The 15,585-nt window shown below is 47.4% G+C and carries 15 protein-coding genes; 6 read left to right on the forward strand and 9 right to left on the reverse strand.

The annotated features are described in order from the left end of the window. On the reverse strand, nucleotides 1-908 hold a 908-nt coding region (locus AC6R1A_RS15575), incomplete at its 3' end, for a site-2 protease family protein (RefSeq protein WP_500646198.1). Between the two features lie 193 nt (nucleotides 909-1,101). On the opposite strand from AC6R1A_RS15575, the gene AC6R1A_RS15580 reads away from it, so the two are divergent. Further along, nucleotides 1,102-1,659 carry a PhnA domain-containing protein gene (locus AC6R1A_RS15580; RefSeq protein WP_500634007.1) on the forward strand — a complete coding sequence of 186 codons (558 nt, stop codon included), beginning with the start codon at nucleotides 1,102-1,104 and terminating at the stop codon, nucleotides 1,657-1,659. A 65-nt stretch (nucleotides 1,660-1,724) separates the two neighbouring features. Here the strand turns inward: AC6R1A_RS15580 and AC6R1A_RS15585 are convergent, their stop codons facing one another. Together AC6R1A_RS15585 and AC6R1A_RS15590 are read right to left on the reverse strand one after the other, a co-directional pair. Then, a complete protein-coding gene (locus tag AC6R1A_RS15585; RefSeq protein WP_487901509.1) occupies nucleotides 1,725-1,916 on the reverse strand; it encodes a hypothetical protein in 192 nt (63 codons plus the stop codon). Between the two features lie 716 nt (nucleotides 1,917-2,632). Continuing rightward, nucleotides 2,633-4,354 carry a bifunctional metallophosphatase/5'-nucleotidase gene (locus AC6R1A_RS15590; RefSeq protein WP_500634008.1) on the reverse strand — a complete coding sequence of 574 codons (1,722 nt, stop codon included), beginning with the start codon at nucleotides 4,352-4,354 and terminating at the stop codon, nucleotides 2,633-2,635. 219 nt (nucleotides 4,355-4,573) lie between these two features. Between AC6R1A_RS15590 and AC6R1A_RS15595 the strand changes: the two genes are divergently transcribed. Continuing rightward, nucleotides 4,574-6,208, forward strand: coding sequence for an ATP-dependent endonuclease (locus AC6R1A_RS15595; RefSeq protein ID WP_500634009.1), 1,635 nt, complete (start codon nucleotides 4,574-4,576; stop codon nucleotides 6,206-6,208). Between the two features lie 133 nt (nucleotides 6,209-6,341). On the opposite strand, the gene AC6R1A_RS15600 is transcribed toward AC6R1A_RS15595, so the two are convergent. From AC6R1A_RS15600 to AC6R1A_RS15610, 3 genes are all read right to left on the reverse strand, one after another. Continuing rightward, nucleotides 6,342-6,839 (reverse strand): DUF1097 domain-containing protein, encoded by a 498-nt coding sequence (locus AC6R1A_RS15600; RefSeq protein WP_487901512.1) that lies wholly within the window; start codon nucleotides 6,837-6,839, stop codon nucleotides 6,342-6,344. A gap of 220 nt (nucleotides 6,840-7,059) precedes the next feature. Next, entirely contained in the window at nucleotides 7,060-8,589 is a 1,530-nt protein-coding gene (locus tag AC6R1A_RS15605) for a hypothetical protein (RefSeq protein ID WP_500634010.1), read from the reverse strand. Between the two features lie 24 nt (nucleotides 8,590-8,613). Further along, entirely contained in the window at nucleotides 8,614-9,162 is a 549-nt protein-coding gene (locus AC6R1A_RS15610; RefSeq protein WP_500634011.1) for a CBS domain-containing protein, read from the reverse strand. A 457-nt stretch (nucleotides 9,163-9,619) separates the two neighbouring features. Between AC6R1A_RS15610 and AC6R1A_RS15615 the strand changes: the two genes are divergently transcribed. Together AC6R1A_RS15615 and focA are read left to right on the forward strand one after the other, a co-directional pair. Next, nucleotides 9,620-10,519, forward strand: a complete 900-nt coding sequence (locus AC6R1A_RS15615; RefSeq protein ID WP_487901515.1) for a LysR substrate-binding domain-containing protein — start codon at nucleotides 9,620-9,622, stop codon at nucleotides 10,517-10,519. Between the two features lie 244 nt (nucleotides 10,520-10,763). Further along, nucleotides 10,764-12,224, forward strand: a complete 1,461-nt coding sequence (gene focA, locus AC6R1A_RS15620) for a formate transporter FocA (protein WP_500634012.1) — start codon at nucleotides 10,764-10,766, stop codon at nucleotides 12,222-12,224. Between the two features lie 58 nt (nucleotides 12,225-12,282). Here focA and AC6R1A_RS15625 read toward each other — a convergent pair whose 3' ends face one another. From AC6R1A_RS15625 to AC6R1A_RS15635, 3 genes are all read right to left on the reverse strand, one after another. Further along, entirely contained in the window at nucleotides 12,283-12,852 is a 570-nt protein-coding gene (locus tag AC6R1A_RS15625; protein WP_500634013.1) for a YceI family protein, read from the reverse strand. Beyond that, nucleotides 12,849-13,406, reverse strand: a complete 558-nt coding sequence (locus tag AC6R1A_RS15630; protein ID WP_500634014.1) for a cytochrome b — start codon at nucleotides 13,404-13,406, stop codon at nucleotides 12,849-12,851. The genes AC6R1A_RS15625 and AC6R1A_RS15630 overlap by 4 nt, the downstream gene beginning before the upstream one ends. A gap of 163 nt (nucleotides 13,407-13,569) precedes the next feature. Beyond that, on the reverse strand, nucleotides 13,570-13,818 hold the full coding sequence (locus AC6R1A_RS15635) for a DUF2164 domain-containing protein (RefSeq protein ID WP_334551853.1): 249 nt from the start codon (nucleotides 13,816-13,818) through the stop codon (nucleotides 13,570-13,572). Between the two features lie 101 nt (nucleotides 13,819-13,919). Between AC6R1A_RS15635 and AC6R1A_RS15640 the strand changes: the two genes are divergently transcribed. Together AC6R1A_RS15640 and AC6R1A_RS15645 are read left to right on the forward strand one after the other, a co-directional pair. Further along, entirely contained in the window at nucleotides 13,920-14,555 is a 636-nt protein-coding gene (locus AC6R1A_RS15640; protein WP_334551852.1) for a hypothetical protein, read from the forward strand. 84 nt (nucleotides 14,556-14,639) lie between these two features. Next, the gene (locus tag AC6R1A_RS15645; RefSeq protein WP_500634015.1) at nucleotides 14,640-15,428 is read left to right on the forward strand and encodes a lipase family protein; all 789 of its coding nucleotides are present in this window, start codon (nucleotides 14,640-14,642) and stop codon (nucleotides 15,426-15,428) included. Nucleotides 15,429-15,585: the final 157 nt, after the last annotated feature.

Consider the following 15,585-nt stretch of genomic DNA (forward strand, 5'->3'; position numbering starts at 1 on the left):
ACGATCTCAAGCATGCCCATGATGAGCAAGAAGCCAAACAAGGTCAGACCGAGCGAATAGCTGAGCAAGACCCCTGCCCCAGCTGCCGCACTGCACAGTAGGATGCCAGCGACGCTGTTCATTGAGAAGCTGATGCTTTTTAGAATATGGCCGCCGTCGAGAGGCAAAATAGGCAGCAAATTAAACAAATTCAGCAGTGCATTAAACACCGCCAACCCCGCAAAGAAGGCTTCCCCTGTGAGCAGATAGACTAACGTCAACAGTAATGAAAGGATGAAGCCAAACATTGGCCCCATGATTGAGATCACCACGTCTTGCCAGCGAGTGTTGATCTTTTCGTCGCTGAGAGCGAGTCCGCCGAGAAACGGCACTAAATAGATGCCTTTGGTTTTCATGCCAAAGTATTTCATTGCTTTGACGTGCCCATATTCATGAAAGATTAAGCAAGCCAGTAGTGCTAAGGCAAACTGAAACGAGAACAGCCATGAATAGGCGGCTAAACTGGCTGACGCCAGTACAACCTTAATCAGTTTGGCGCTCTTTAGTGCTTTCATACCTAAAGAGACTAAGCCGATCAGGCTAAATCGTCTTTCTGCCTTTGGTGGTCGCGTCGGCTGCTGACGTTCAATGTCTTTTTCCGTGCGTGTGGTGGTTGAATAGAGTTGATCGTTGAGTATCACTCTCACCTCGAGTGAAAACGGCTGCCACTGCAACGTCAATTCCACTTTGCAGTCTAAGCGCTCATCCCCTTTGCGTAACTCAAATTGGTGGCTTGATTCGTGTCCGTGCTCGGCATTGGCATCGAGTTGTGACACTAAGTGGTTGTCCCAATAGATCTGTTGCCAGCCTGCCATAGAGGCTTCGCCCCGCAGCGGCTTGCCTAGAAAGTCGATAGAAAAGAGTTCCAAGAGGGTTCCTTTGGTTAGGTATGCGCACAATTCACCCGAGAATTATGCCGACTTGAATACCTCAGGTAAAGCTTATCTGTGACGCTGTCACTCAATATATATCAATTGAACGATCGTTCACGCCCTTTATTTTTACCCGATAGTGTGCATAATAAGCCGCCTAGATTAAACACCCATCAAATGTGAGTCCTTTATGTCTTCAGAAGCTACTATGCTAGAACGTTGTGAATCTAAGTGTGAATTGTGCGCCACTGACGCACCACTGACGGCTTATGCTGTGCCGCCTCACAGCCACGTGACCGTTGATCATGCGATTATGGTTTGCGACAAGTGTCTATCAGAAATTGATGAGCCAAAAGACATTAACCACTGGCGCTGCCTCAATGACAGCATGTGGAGTCAGGTTCCACCTGTGCAAGTGACAGCTTGGCGTCAGTTAACGCGCCTCAACAGCGAGAGCTGGGCACAAGACGCGCTAGACATGATGTACATGGAAGAAGATCAGAAAACGTGGGCGATGCAAGGTATGTCTGCTGATGACAAACCTCTTGATTGTAATGGCGTTGAGCTAAAGAAAGGTGACGACGTAACGGTAATAAAAGACCTTCCCGTAAAAGGCACCAACCAAGTCATTAAGCAAGGTACAGTTATCCGTGGCATTAGCATTGGTGACGATCCTAAGCTTGTTTCTGGTAAAGCAAACGGCGGTCAGTCGATGTACGTGATTGCTGAATTTACTCGTAAGAAGTAATGAGCCGTTAAGAAAGCAAAACGCCAGCTCGATGTGAGCTGGCGTTTTCGTATTAACGTTTGGTGTTAACGGTAGAGACCGATATCCTTTTGCATGTGACCTGACAGCTGATCCGCATAGTACGCGCGTGGCTGGCTGTTGTCGGTAAATAGAATATCGAGTAAATGAGCAATCAATCCTTTGAAAGAAACCGCGTAGGTTTTTTTGTCCATAGAGATAGTTGGGTTTAGTGTGCCCATTTGCATTGCTTGTGCCATGATTGCCTCTCTATAAATCTGTACGTTTTGTTGGGCTAATAATAGACAAACTTATGTTGGCCAAAAAATGACAAAATTTCCCTATTCAAATTAGATTTTCTAATAAAACAACTCTTTAACAGAACAAAAAACGGATTATGCGTCAAAGGGGTTAAAAAGTGCGTAGAGTTCTAGTTAATGTGCATAGTTTTTCTACAGACGTTTCTTCTCTCTTGCGCCGTTTACAAAACTTTTACACCTGGTCGTGCATAATTTTCGTCATTAACTTGTTGATATCCATCTTGTCGTTGTCTCGTTGCTACTGATGTGGCGTTTTTACCGTCTTGATCGCTGTGTGAGCACTAGGTAGCGTCATTTACCACAAGATTGATAGAAATTTGCAGGTAAGAACCATAAATTATCGAATTGTTTGGCTTAAAGCCATAACAATTGCTAATGTTTATTTTCCGCAGCGTTGGTATGAGGAATCCTCAAAAATGAAAAGAGCGCACGGTGAATGTACGCTCTTATATGTTTAATGGGATCATCATGTCGGTGAGTATCGCTTTCAAATCGTGCCCATTGGTACGAAATACACCAATGCCGACCAAACGCTTATCCAACTGATCACCACGACGACATCAATCCAGTCTTTACGCCACATAATGTCTTACCTTTGAGTTCGCTTATCGTAAACCGTTTCGGTCTCTCTGCTGACATTAATGGCTTAGCATACTCTATGCCAAATTGGATTTTGATGTCCCTACGTGCTTGGCATTGAGGGTGTCGGGACAGTCTTGAAGCATTTCGATAAAGCAATCGGCCATCGACATGGGGGTCACCACTCCCTCGCCAGCCATGTTCAAGATGGCGTCGTAGCCTTCTTTCCCTTTCATGGTGTAAGCCGATGATGTGCCCACATAGGTTTGATTTTGTTCAACTTTCACCCATTGGTTGCCTGAGCTTCTCACCTCTAGCCGCGTGATTCGTTCACCGATGGGTGACGATTCATTGTAGGTAAAGCGCAAGTTGTACGTGTATGGGTAAGAACCATCCCCTGTCCCTTCAACTCCATTGCTGATCGCGTTGTTGATGGCGCCTTCTATCACGCGATAAAGATGCTGCCCCTCTATCTCATATACGCCAATAGGGACGGCAAAGGGCAAAAGTTTGCCAGCAATGTCTGCCACACTCACTTGACCAATATTGAGTGAGTTTCTCACTCCTCCGGCATTGTGAATGGCAAAATCCACTGTCATACCGCGCTTGCGCATCGAATGGACAAAAGAGCGTGCGACGAGAGGCGCGAGTTCGCTCGGCCCTTGCGTATCAGGGATCCTCACATGGCGAAGATAGCGACCCGCATCCGCAATGTATGTGTTTTGTAGGCTGCGGACATGACAGCTGTATTGGCGCTCTAAAAGTTGATAGACCGTGGGATCTTTTTTGCAGACCACCGCTTGAGGATACGCATCAATAAAATGTCTCGCGGCTTGATAACGGCTTTCTGTATGCGCCTGACTTCGCGAAGCATCAATAAACAGTTGTCGGCCTAGTAATAGCTCATTTTTTCCGTGAAATGCGATCACCTGTCCGTGATCATCAAACTCAATGTCACAATGACCCATGCTCAGTGCGTGATAGCCTGCTTGCACAACATAGGTATTGTTGACCTTCACTCCGTATTCGTCGTCTTTCGCAAGTCCGAGCGCCGAGAAGTCGCCTTGCAGGCGATGGCTGTGGCCGCCAATCACCAAGCCAATCCCATCGACATGATTGGCGATATCCAAGTCTGCGTCGTAGCCCATATGGCTAAGCAAAATAATATTGCGGATCCCCGCTTGATGGATGGCAGCCACGGTGGCCCGCGCGGTTTCAATGGTGGAGACAAACGGCGTATCAACATCTGGATTAGAGATGTCTTCCATCTTATCCAACGCTAGGGAGAAAATCGCCACTTTACTTTGCCCGACCGTTTTCTCTATCCAACCAGCCGTACGTGTTGGGGATTGATAGGCGATAACCTTTGGGTTATCGGATAGGCGTGTGGGTTTGTCTTGGCGCTCTTGGCTCAGATCCCAGTTGCCCGCAAGCAGCGGAAACTCGATTCGCTGGGCAAACTGCGCGACGGGTAAGTTGCCCATATCGAGCTCATGATTGCCTAACGCCATGGCATCTATGCCTAGCGCATTGAGCATGGTGGCGTTTGCTTCCCCTTTAAACAGCGAAAAGTAAAGTGTGCCTTGAAAGCAGTCTCCTGCATGGAGAAAGAGGAAGGCATCACCGGCCTGCTGCGCCTCGTCTCTCAGCTGTTTGGTGCGGGTTGCAATGCGAGCAAAGCCCCCAGCGCTGACGTAAGGTGTGAGTGTGTCACCATCCACGTTCAATGTGAGCTGTAACGAGGAGGGTTCAAAATAGGAATGGGTATCGTTAATGTGCGCTATACGTAATTTTGTCATGTTATAGTTTTTATCTGTCTTCTCTACTCTCTTTTCCCGTCATCCTAACGCAATCGGTATGACAGATTCATTATATTTCACACTTTTATTGAACATGCCATTTGATATACATCGCTCAGTGTGACTTGTGCATAATTGCCTGTTTGTGAGGTAAATATCTGCTAAACCACACTTTTTCGATTATGCTTAAACTGTCTATAGCCAAAACGGAGTGACTCTATGAGATTAGAGCGAATCGAAATTTCTGGCTTTCGCGGTATCCGCCGCTTATCTATCGCATTTGATGAACTCACCACGCTGATTGGCGAAAACACCTGGGGTAAATCGTCACTGCTCGACGCACTTAGCGTCGCCTTGCCGTCTGAAGGCACACCGTATCAATTTGAAATGACGGACTTTCATGTTGATTACTCCATTGCTCACCCGCAAACCCAACACTTACAAATTGTGCTCAGCCTTATCGCGACGGATAAAAATGAAGTTCGCTCCGGGCGCTATCGAAAAATCAAACCGATCTGGATCACCGACGAGGAAGGTGTACAAAGGATTATTTACCGTTTAAGTGCTTCACGCGACGGGCATGCCATCTCGACCCGCTATGCTTTTCTCAACGATCAAGGGGATCCTTTGCCGTTACACCACTCAGAGAAGCTTGCTCAGGAGTTGATGTCACTTCACCCCGTGATTCGGTTAAAAGACTCCCGCCGATTTGAACGCCCTTTCAGTAACGGTAACGGCGTCAATGAACGATCAGAGAAACGCATTGATAACACTTGCCGCCGTTTGATGGCTATCCCTGGCCATGTCAACAAAGGCGAAATGCGCAGTAGCCTCAACTCGATGAACGTGTTGGTCGATCACTATTTCTCCTTTAAATCCAGCAGTCGTAAGAATCCGCGGAAGCAGCGTGACGGCATCTTCTTTAACGCTCCAAGCAGCAACAAGAGCATTACGCAGGTCGTCGCGGAAACGCACAATAAGCAGACACGGTTGCTGTTTATGACGCTCCTCAACGCTTATTTACAGGCTAAAGGACCAAATAAACTTCGTCGCTGCGCACGTCCTCTGCTGATCATTGAAGATCCCGAAGGTCGCTTACACCCCACCCACTTAGCTCGTGCGTGGGGGCTGTTGCAGTTGCTGCCTATGCAAAAGATTCTCACCACCAACAGTGGAGAGTTACTTGGTCAAGTGCCAATGCGCAGCCTGCGACGTCTAGTGCGACAATCCGATAAAACCATCACCTACTACTTGCCAGAACAACGTTTTAGCCGCGATGAGCTTCGACGGATAGGTTTCCACATTCGCTTTCACCGATCCGGAGCGCTGTTTGCGCGTTGTTGGTTGTTGGTGGAGGGAGAAACAGAAGTGTGGCTGTTTAATGAACTGGCCAATCAATGCGGCTATAACCTCGCCGCAGAGGGCGTGCAAATCATCGAGTTTGCGCAATCAGGGCTAAAATCTCTGATCAAAGTGGCTAAAGCCTTTGGTATCGATTGGCATGTGGTGACCGATGGCGATGCCGCCGGCAAAAAGTACGCGGCGGCGGTAAAAGCGCAATTGGGGCATGATCAGCAAAGACATCGTCTCACCGAGCTGCCCGATCGAGACATCGAACACTATCTTTACAACAACGGTTTTGAATCCTTCTTCAAGGAAAAAATCAAGGTGCCTTTGGATCATCCTATTCCCGCGAAAAAGGTGGTCGCGAGGGTGCTGAAGAAATACGCCAAACCCGACTTAGCACTCGCACTGGTCCACCATTGTGAAGAGCAAGGCGTCGAGTGCATTCCAATACTGCTTAGATGGACATTAAAGCGCGTGATTACGATGGCGAACGGCAACACGCCCTAAGGTTATAAATCGGCATGACCAACAAACGAAAAAACGGCAAATCATAAAGAGATGCCGTTGTATCAAAAGGCTCACTCATTCAGGTTGAGAGTGCGAAGAAGATACTCAATCGGGGGGAAGTAGAAATAACGCACTACTGGCTCACAGCTTGGCTGCTTCTCGCTGACGCGGATTTGCCATTGGATTGAGACTTTTGTTGCAACCATAGGCCAGACGCTTTCATCGCATAACCAAACACGCCGCCCAACATCAGCGATGGAACAACCAGTTGCCAATCACCATTTGCGGCAAACGTCGCGCACGAACCGATGAATGTACCTGGGATATAAGCCAGCCAGGACTGTTTCGCTTGAATACACATGAAAAAAGCGACAATCGCAGTAATGACATAGCCAAGTATTTCTAGCGAAGCAAACTGGCTAGCGTGAATGATCACCATTGCCCAAAACACACCGCTTAGGTTGGTGACTAAGCTTTGTGCTAAGCCTTTTAAGCCTGAAGTCGGAGAAGCAAAGTAACTGGTGCAGCCTAGAAATCCTGCCCAGGTCAGCAAACCGAGTGAGATGGCAATCCAGCCCCACAGGCCGGAAAGTAAGCCGGTGGTCAGCGATATCGCGAGTAATGTCGTCATAATGCCTCACAGAGAAAATCGGTAGCGTTAGAAATTGCCGCCATCATATCGCTATGCTTAGCCTTATTAAGTTACATTGATCACACTATTGCGCAACAAAAATTCATTCGTTACATTAATTAGTGACGCAATCGATATTTAAACAGATTTAGTAAACAGAAAGCAAAAATGGCCAAACGTAATGCTTGGCCATTTTTTGTATCGACAAATGACGTGGGGGCTAGATCAACATAGTCGAGTAAACCACACCAGCAAGTCCCAAGGTGGCTAACACGCCAACCACTTTTTCTGTCATCACACCCTCACGTTCCGCCGCTTTGCCGAACATACCGAAGACGAGTGGATGGACTAAGAAAGTCATCGCGAAAGTGAAGGTGATCAAGCTGGCCGCCGCACTACCAAACATGCCCTCTTGCACCGCAGCAAATAGGCCAAAGTGAGATAAGCCTGAAGACGCTGCCATTGATGCATGCTCCAACGACATTCCCGCCAAACTCAGGAGGGTAAAGCTGCCGAAGACTGCCATAATTTGCCAACCCAGGGAAAAGAGCATCAACCCTTTCACCTCTTTGGCCTCGCTACCAGCGGCATTGCGTAGGTTTTTCAGTGCAAAGAAAACAAAGGCTCCCCCCACTAAAATCAGCGGCAATGTCCATTGTACGAGCAGTGCACCACTCTCAGCACTCGCCGCAAGAATCGTAAACACAAAGATATGACCTGCAAACGGAATGTTGATCATGATAGGCGCTCTTGATGCCGCAGTGCGACCGAAATCCCCTGCTGTACATGCCCCTGTTAGCCCTGAGTGAGACAAGCCGCCTGCCATACCCGGTGCCAAGTTTCTGAGATGATTGGCGCGACCAACAAAGATCAACAGCGCTAATCCACCAAACATCCAGAACACTTGTCCTGCAAAACCGTAAACGATCACGCTCGATAGACCCGGAATTGCGAACGCTTCAAGCATGTGCGAACCGCCGACCAAAAAGCTCCCTGCCAATACAAGTGGAATACCAGCGAACAACAGTGAGTTCATGGTTGGCCCTAACTTCCACTTTGGCAGCATAGCGCCAAGGCCCGATGACAAAATCATCGCAAAGAAAATCTGAGGTAGACCGATGTAGGCTTGCACGATATTAGACAGCATCAACGAAAACTTTAGTACCAGTACAATCGCAACGGCTTCCACCACCCCTTTGCGAATGTAAGACTGTTTACAGGCGAAAATCGCTTTGCTATCCACTAAGATGAACGCGATCGCCAGGCTGATGTAAGCCAGCAGCAAGTAAGAATCGCCCAATTGGTAATGGCTCGCGCGCCCAGACAGCAGCGCGTCCGCCATATCGATACCGAGCAATAATAGAAACGCACGCACAATAAACATGAACTGAGTGGTGTTCGTTCCCAGCACCATCTCTTTGTTCGATGGCGTGAAATAACTGTCGTCCGACATATCGTTGTTAGACAACAGACGCTTAATCTCTTGTCCTCCAACGAAGAAAGAGGCAATCAAAGCGATGACGGTGGTTTGACTCATCATCACGACCACAGGAAAATCGGTTAATCCCGGTTGAGCCATACCACTTTGAACCAACAAGGTTCCAAGGCCTAAACCAAACACGACGATCACCAACAGTGAAGAGTACTTAGTACCCGCAACAATTGTGCGCGCCACCAGTACCATGATCGAAAGCGCGACAAACGCCAACACGTAATGATTAAACGCCGCTAGATGGGAAAACTGTTCCATTATAACTCCAACTATAAACTCGAATTAAGCGACACTGGTGTCTGCTTGAGGGGTGCTGACAGGCGACGTCGCCGTTGGCGCTTCTTTAAATAAGGTACGCAGTGCACGCAGCACTTCTGTACGAGAAACCACACCAACATATTTGTCTTCATTAAGGACCGGCAGAATTTGTGGGCGATTCACCTTGATGCTTTTGACGCGCTCTTCCAAAGAGAGTGTGCTCAAACGTGTCGCGATACCCATCGCGGTTGTTGGATAAATCTGGTCTTTATCAAGCGCGAGAAACTCCATCACATCAGTGAGGCGCTCTTCAAAACCAATCGTGACCACATCGGTTTTCATCAATTGGCCAATCGTGACTTGAGTGTCGGGGATGTAATCCTGACACCACATTTCAGTCATCACGTCATGCGCAGAAAAGAAGCCAACTAACTTACCTTGCTCATCGCAAACGGCGGCACCGTTAGTGTTGTGTTGTAAAAACTGGTCGATTGCCGCGTAAAGAGGCGTATCTTGACGTAATACTGGTGCGTTCGAATTGACAATGTCGCTTACGGTTAACAATGCACTCATAACATTCTCCTAAAAATAGCGGTCGGCATCCCATGCCAATCCATCAAAGATTCAATAACTCAGCAGCCCATACCTCACTGCTGGACGCCATGTTACAAAGCGCACTTGTATTAGTAAATTTGATTTTATTTATTTTTAGATTCAATTTTATTGATGTAAAATAAAATTGAGGCTTTTCGTTATAGAAAGAGAGAGGCCATCAATCGGATTGATAGAGTGTTTCAGAATGACGAAGCCACAACGATCATCAATGAGAGCTTGATCTCGAAGCGTTGGACTAACACTTTGATAGTATAGTATTCAGGAGCTGAGATACTGACTATGACAGAGCGGGAATAAATTGAAAAATTGATTTATTTTCATTTCTGAATCAGATTTTCTGATATACAATCTTAGCCAATTTTGAGCGACTTCACCTCAATTATGCTTTGCCTGAATAGAAAGAAGAGGAGAAACGGTGCGGTATTCTTTGAAACAACTCGCGGTATTTGATGCCGTGGCCGAACTGGGTAGCGTTAGCCAAGCCGCTGATAAACTGGCCATTACCCAATCCGCTGCCAGTATGTCCTTAAGCCAGTTAGAAAAGCTCCTCGGCAGAGAGCTGTTTATTCGTCAGGGTAAATATATGCGCCTTAGCCACTGGGGCAACTGGCTAAGACCGAGAGCGAAAAGGCTCCTGCAGGATGCAGAACAGATCGAAATCGGTTTCTATGACCAACATTTGTTCAGTGGCAATATCAATATTGGTGCTAGCCAAACTCCCGCGGAGCACCTCGTCCCCGAGCTAATTAGTACCATTGATAATGATTTTCCAGAGATCCGCACCGCTTTGGATGTCAAAAGTACCAATCAGGTCATCCAAGGCGTACTCGATTATAAATATGACCTCGGCATTATCGAAGGTCGATGTGACGATAACCGTACACATCAAGAAGAGTGGTTCCGAGATCACCTCGTTGTGATCAGTTCAGCGCATCACCCATACGCCAAAAACGAACGCGTCAGTTTGGCGCAATTAGAGCAAGCCCAATGGGTGCTGCGTGAAGGGGGCGCCGGTACTCGCTCTGTGTTTGAAGGGGCGATGTTGCCGTTGATCCCTGACCTTGACGTATGGCGTGAATACGCACACATTCCGGTCATTCGTCGGCTTGTCGCCAATGGTAAATACCTGTCATGTCTCCCCTACCTCGATGTCGCACCCTATATTGAACGCGGTGAACTTGCCGCGCTGAACGTACCGGAGCTGAAAATGAATCGAGCGATTTCATTTATCTGGCGCGCAGACATGGAAGATCATCCTTTGTTGGATTGTATTAAGCGCGAAGCGCATCGGATGATTAAAAACCACAAATTCTGAGCTCCAATAACCAGCGCAAAGCCCTCTTTTGGAGGGTTTTGTTTTACCCCTTCTCTCTATCAATGTTTCTGATACTCTTTTCTACCTCTCCCTTAATCACTATTTTATTTATCTATATCAATTTAATTGATGGCAATTAAAACATTTATCAATTTTATCTTTACTGAATCTTTGCCTACCCTACAATGAATCCACAAGGACAATAGGATGCATAGTCTGCATTGAAAGGAGTTTGGGGGGAGCGATGACACAAACACACAACGAGAAGGTCTCTTTTTCACCCGCCGAGATGATGGCGGAAGCGGAAAAATTTGCTTTCAGTAAAGCCAACAAAACCAGCACGATGACACTGAGCCTCGCGATCATGGCTGGTGCATTTATCGGTTTAGCGTTCGTCTTCTATATTACGGTGACCACCGATAATGCCGGAGCCGGATGGGGATTGAGTCGCTTAGTCGGAGGCTTGGCATTCAGTATGGGACTTATTTTGATCGTCATTTGTGGCGGCGAACTCTTTACCAGCTCGGTGTTGTCGAGCATTTCCTGGGCGAACCGACAAATCAGTGCCACCAAGATGCTGTCGATTTGGGGTAAGGTCTACCTAGGTAACTTTATCGGTGCGTCACTGCTTCTGATTATTGTGTTTTTTGCAGGCTTGTACGGCTTAGATCATGGCCAGTGGGGATTAAATGCGCTGAACATCGCGCAGCATAAACTGCATCACACGCCCGTTCAGGCATTTGCGCTTGGCGTTTTGTGTAATCTTCTGGTGTGTTTGGCCATATGGTTGACCTTTAGCAGTGCCAATACCATGACGAAAGCTGCCATGACGGTGATGCCGGTGGCAATGTTTGTGTCCAGCGGCTTTGAGCACTGTGTGGCTAATATGTTTATGGTGCCACTTGGCATCGCCATCCACAGCTTTGCTCCAGAGCCTTTTTGGTCGCAGATCGGTGTGCCTGCTTCGCAGTTTTACGACTTGACGGTCGGCCATTTCATCACAGCAAACTTAATCCCAGTCACCCTCGGCAACATTGTGGGTGGCGCGGTGTTGGTCGGTTTAGCGAACTGGTCTATTTATCGTCGGCCTCAGCTTAAAGCGGCGGACAGTCAGGCGATCACTCAACCTGAAAAGATCAGCGCCCACACCCTTTATCGCGGCGAAGACACCGTAACCATCGGGACAATTATGGACACGCATCCGGTTCAGTTCCTTGCTAACACTCCGATCGGCAAAGCAATTGATACGCTACTTGAGCAGCACATCGACGGCGCACCTGTCGTCAATACACAAAATGAATTGATCGGATTCTTTTCAATTCACGACGCCATGATTGAGATGTGGAGCCATCAGCACCCTACTCAAATGGAACAAAGCGTCGTGACGGTGATGAACGATGAGATCAGCGCGGTGTCGGTAAGCGATACCTTGCTTGATGTATTAGAATACTTTTGCCTCGACAAAGCGGCGCTGTTTCCGACATCGAGCATGGGGTATGCAACGCAACTCAACTCTGCGTCACTGACCGCACGTGCAAAACATTCGCCCCCTAATCGCCCGTCAGTTTTGCCGGTACTGGCCGACGGCCGTCTTGTTGGCGTGGTGACTCGAGCACAAGTTCTACGTGCTTTACAACACACCACTAAGCTTGAATCAAAATCACCCTACGAGACTGATGCGCATGACGAAAAGCGTCTCGCATAAATCATAGAAACAATAAAGCCCTCCGATCGGAGGGCTAAGTCATTCTATCTAACGATGATTACTTCTTCACGCCTTCGACATGCAGTTCCATATCGACGTAGCTTGATGCGCCCATCACGGCGATATCAAAATCAGCAAGCTCTAGTCGTGTTGTACCCACGAAACCTGCGCGCTCACCACCCCATGGGTCTTGGCCTGCGCCAACAAATTCAGCGTCGATCGTAATCGGCTTAGTGACACCATGTAGGTTCAAGTTGCCCTTCACTTCTAGCATGCCGTCCCCTTTATCGACAACACTGGTGCTCGTAAAGGTTGCGGTTGAGAATTTAGAGGCATCAATGAAATCAGCGCTACGAATGTGCTTATCACGTTCAGCGTGATTTGAGTCGAGGCTACGAGTGTCGACATTCACGGTCACTTTGGACGCTTCAACATTACTAGGATCGTAAGAGAACTCGCCATCAAAGGTGTTAAAACGACCCTTAATGAAGCTGTATCCTAGATGGCTGACTTTAAAGTTGACCGATGCGTGTGCACCTTTGGTGTCAATTACGTAATCCGCCGCGCTTGCGCCTAATGGCAGTACCATTGCCATAGCTAGTCCGGTAGCAAGTAACGTCTTTTTCATTTTGAAGCTCCTATCATTTTGCGTAGCGTGTTGTCTTTGTTAATAAAGTGGTGTTTTAGTGCTGCCAGTGCATGCACAGCGGCTAATAAGATTAACGCCCAAGCAGCGTAAAAGTGTATTTGCCCTGCGGTATCGGCTTGACCTTCAAAGAAAGCGCCCATACCAGGCACGGTGAACCAACCGAAGACTTCGATACCTCGCCCATCTTCCGTTGAAATAAGATATCCCGACACAAACAACGTCAGAAGTAGTACATACATGGCTAGGTGCGCCAACTTTGCGCCGAGGATTTCAATCTTTGCGCCTTCGACTTGTGGTGACACTGTCACATTTTTCCAGACAAATCGGAATAGAGTGACAAGGGCTAATAAAATACCCACTGATTTGTGCCAATGCGGTGCGGTTTTGTACCATTCACTGTAGTAGCTCAGATCAACCATCCATAGCCCCACCGCAAACATACCAATCACAACCAGTGCCGACACCCAGTGGATGGCACGCGCGACGCCGTTGTAGTTCTTTACCCTATGCGGATGATTTTGGCTGCTGTTCATTTGTATACTTCCAACTTTGGTTGACGCCCAAGCAAAAAAGTTATGGTTGAGCACGTTTTTATAATCAATTGCGTTGTGAATGATTATCGGACAGGTTCGCAAACTTGGAAATGTCGTCGCATTGATGAAGTCATTCAAAAAATTTGAAGGAACTTATCCCTGATTACTTAGGCTCCCACTGTTCTAGCTCGTATATTTCATCCGCAACATCCATCACTTTACGCTCAAACACGGCTTGGGCATCACTTAACCCCTTGTTATAAAAGGTGGCAGAAAACTGTTTAATCACAAAGTCAGTGAGAAATTCGGCATCAAATTGGCCAATTTCTACCTCCAACTCATCGTGCAAATAGTCTTGGAGTGACTGCGCCATCGCGTGTTTTTGTTGTGATGTAAATTCAATCTTAGACATAAACCCCTCATTTCCCCTGAATTTTAGCCAATTAAATGTAACTTAATTTAAAAGTGGCGTGTTACTCTAATTTGGCGAGTTTGAGTAATGGAGAACCCACCTTGCTACTGGATGTGCTAATTCAAAGCGTGAACGAGTTTCAAGCCGACTGTATGGCCCTATGTGAAAAGCACTACCCGACCATTCATAATAAAGGCATGAGTGAGCACCATTTGGGCTTGGCGTTTGCACGGCGTCTCTCTCGCACACTCACCGAGTTTGGCCACGCGTGTGATTACACTGCCCAAGAATGCCTGACCCACAAAGAGATGCCTCACCACTATCGAGTGAGCTCTGAGCTGGGCACTGTTTGGATTATGACGTCTCATCTGGTCAGCGCAGGTTCCACCCACCGTAAGAAGTTATTTAAGTCCATCGCTCTATGGCACGCCGAATACAGTTACGCTATTCAGCCCAACGACCTTGTGCTCCTGCTGTCTGACCATTGGATCACTCGCAGTAAACAGAGCCGCGAGTTGTTACACTGGTGGACGGGGCAACTGCCTGACCAGTTAGACGATTACCGTATTCAAGGGGTGAGCTTATATGAGAGCGACTCACAATTAGCAGCGACACTAGAAGAGCAATTTGGCATGAGTCCTTACTACGTTAAGTTCACCCATCCACTGCGTCGCTCAACGGATCAGCAACTGGTGCGCAAGTATTTGCATTTATATTCAGTTATTCAGCTTAGTTAATCCCTTCCCCGCTCCGCCACTGTCACAGAAGCGTCACTCTGCGCGCGCATACTAAAGCGATCCCCTCACTGATTTAATAACTCGATGAAAAAACTGAAGCGTTATCAGTATGAACGCTACGCGGTGCTGTGTAATCTTGCTTATCAACGCGTCCTAAAACAGACACGCTATGGCTTTGCCCCAAACGGCCAGCGCGTTATTCATAACCGTTTTGGTAAACCTATGATTCGTGTACTGTGGAGCCAGGATAAAGACGAAGTCATTGTGGTGATCAAAGGCTCCCACAATGTTTGGGATTGGCTACTTAACCTTAAACTTTGGCACAAAAGCTGCGCGCCTTTTCAATTACCCTATGCGATTCACGCCGGCTACTTCGACTTACTCAATCAAGAAAGCACGCCAAGTCATAAGAGCGACACTCTAGGTATGAGTGTGTTCGACAAACTGCTCACGATACTCGTGCCATTGATAGAACAGGGTAAACGAATCACGGTAACGGGGCACTCATCCGGCGGCGCTGTCGGCTTAGTCATTGCTGACCACCTTGAGCGTTGCCATCCTAAGGTTATCAAACGAGTCGTAACCTTTGGTCAGCCATCGGTCGGTGGTTATCGATTCTATCGACACTACTTGCTCGCGCACAAAACCTATCGCGTCTGCTGCGATCTCGACATCGTCACCTTCCTGCCCCCTATTCCTTTCTACTATATGCACGTTGGAAAAATGCTGTGGCTCTACAATGGTCGTATTTACGAAAACACACCTAATTGGTTACGCTTTGGTCGCAGTGTTGTGTCCTGGCTTATCCGTCCGTTTTCCTATCATTTGATGTCTAAATACATACGCAATAAAGATTTTTTTGATGAGCGTTGATGAGACCTCTATCTTAAAATGGATATTTATTCATTTCTAAAACAAAGAAAACTTGGCGCAACTTTGATAATGCTTGTATCTTTATTGAGACAAAAGGTTGGCTTCCAACGTGCGACAAAATCGGTACTTTCCAGTATGCTTAGTCGTTTGATTGTAT

Source organism: Vibrio sp. R10-SG3-ISO3, from assembly GCF_059834225.1.

What these genes read in the sequence shown, in the direction of transcription:
- AC6R1A_RS15610 (WP_500634011.1), bottom strand. Translation starts at nt 9,162, where the DNA reads ATGAGTGCATTGTTAACCGTAAGCGACATTGTCAATTCGAACGCACCA.
- AC6R1A_RS15600 (WP_487901512.1), bottom strand. Translation starts at nt 6,839, where the DNA reads ATGACGACATTACTCGCGATATCGCTGACCACCGGCTTACTTTCCGGC.
- AC6R1A_RS15595 (WP_500634009.1), top strand. Translation starts at nt 4,574, where the DNA reads ATGAGATTAGAGCGAATCGAAATTTCTGGCTTTCGCGGTATCCGCCGC.
- AC6R1A_RS15635 (WP_334551853.1), bottom strand. Translation starts at nt 13,818, where the DNA reads ATGTCTAAGATTGAATTTACATCACAACAAAAACACGCGATGGCGCAG.
- AC6R1A_RS15625 (WP_500634013.1), bottom strand. Translation starts at nt 12,852, where the DNA reads ATGAAAAAGACGTTACTTGCTACCGGACTAGCTATGGCAATGGTACTG.
- AC6R1A_RS15590 (WP_500634008.1), bottom strand. Translation starts at nt 4,354, where the DNA reads ATGACAAAATTACGTATAGCGCACATTAACGATACCCATTCCTATTTT.
- AC6R1A_RS15645 (WP_500634015.1), top strand. Translation starts at nt 14,640, where the DNA reads ATGAAAAAACTGAAGCGTTATCAGTATGAACGCTACGCGGTGCTGTGT.
- AC6R1A_RS15605 (WP_500634010.1), bottom strand. Translation starts at nt 8,589, where the DNA reads ATGGAACAGTTTTCCCATCTAGCGGCGTTTAATCATTACGTGTTGGCG.
- AC6R1A_RS15585 (WP_487901509.1), bottom strand. Translation starts at nt 1,916, where the DNA reads ATGGCACAAGCAATGCAAATGGGCACACTAAACCCAACTATCTCTATG.
- focA (WP_500634012.1), top strand. Translation starts at nt 10,764, where the DNA reads ATGACACAAACACACAACGAGAAGGTCTCTTTTTCACCCGCCGAGATG.
- AC6R1A_RS15630 (WP_500634014.1), bottom strand. Translation starts at nt 13,406, where the DNA reads ATGAACAGCAGCCAAAATCATCCGCATAGGGTAAAGAACTACAACGGC.
- AC6R1A_RS15580 (WP_500634007.1), top strand. Translation starts at nt 1,102, where the DNA reads ATGTCTTCAGAAGCTACTATGCTAGAACGTTGTGAATCTAAGTGTGAA.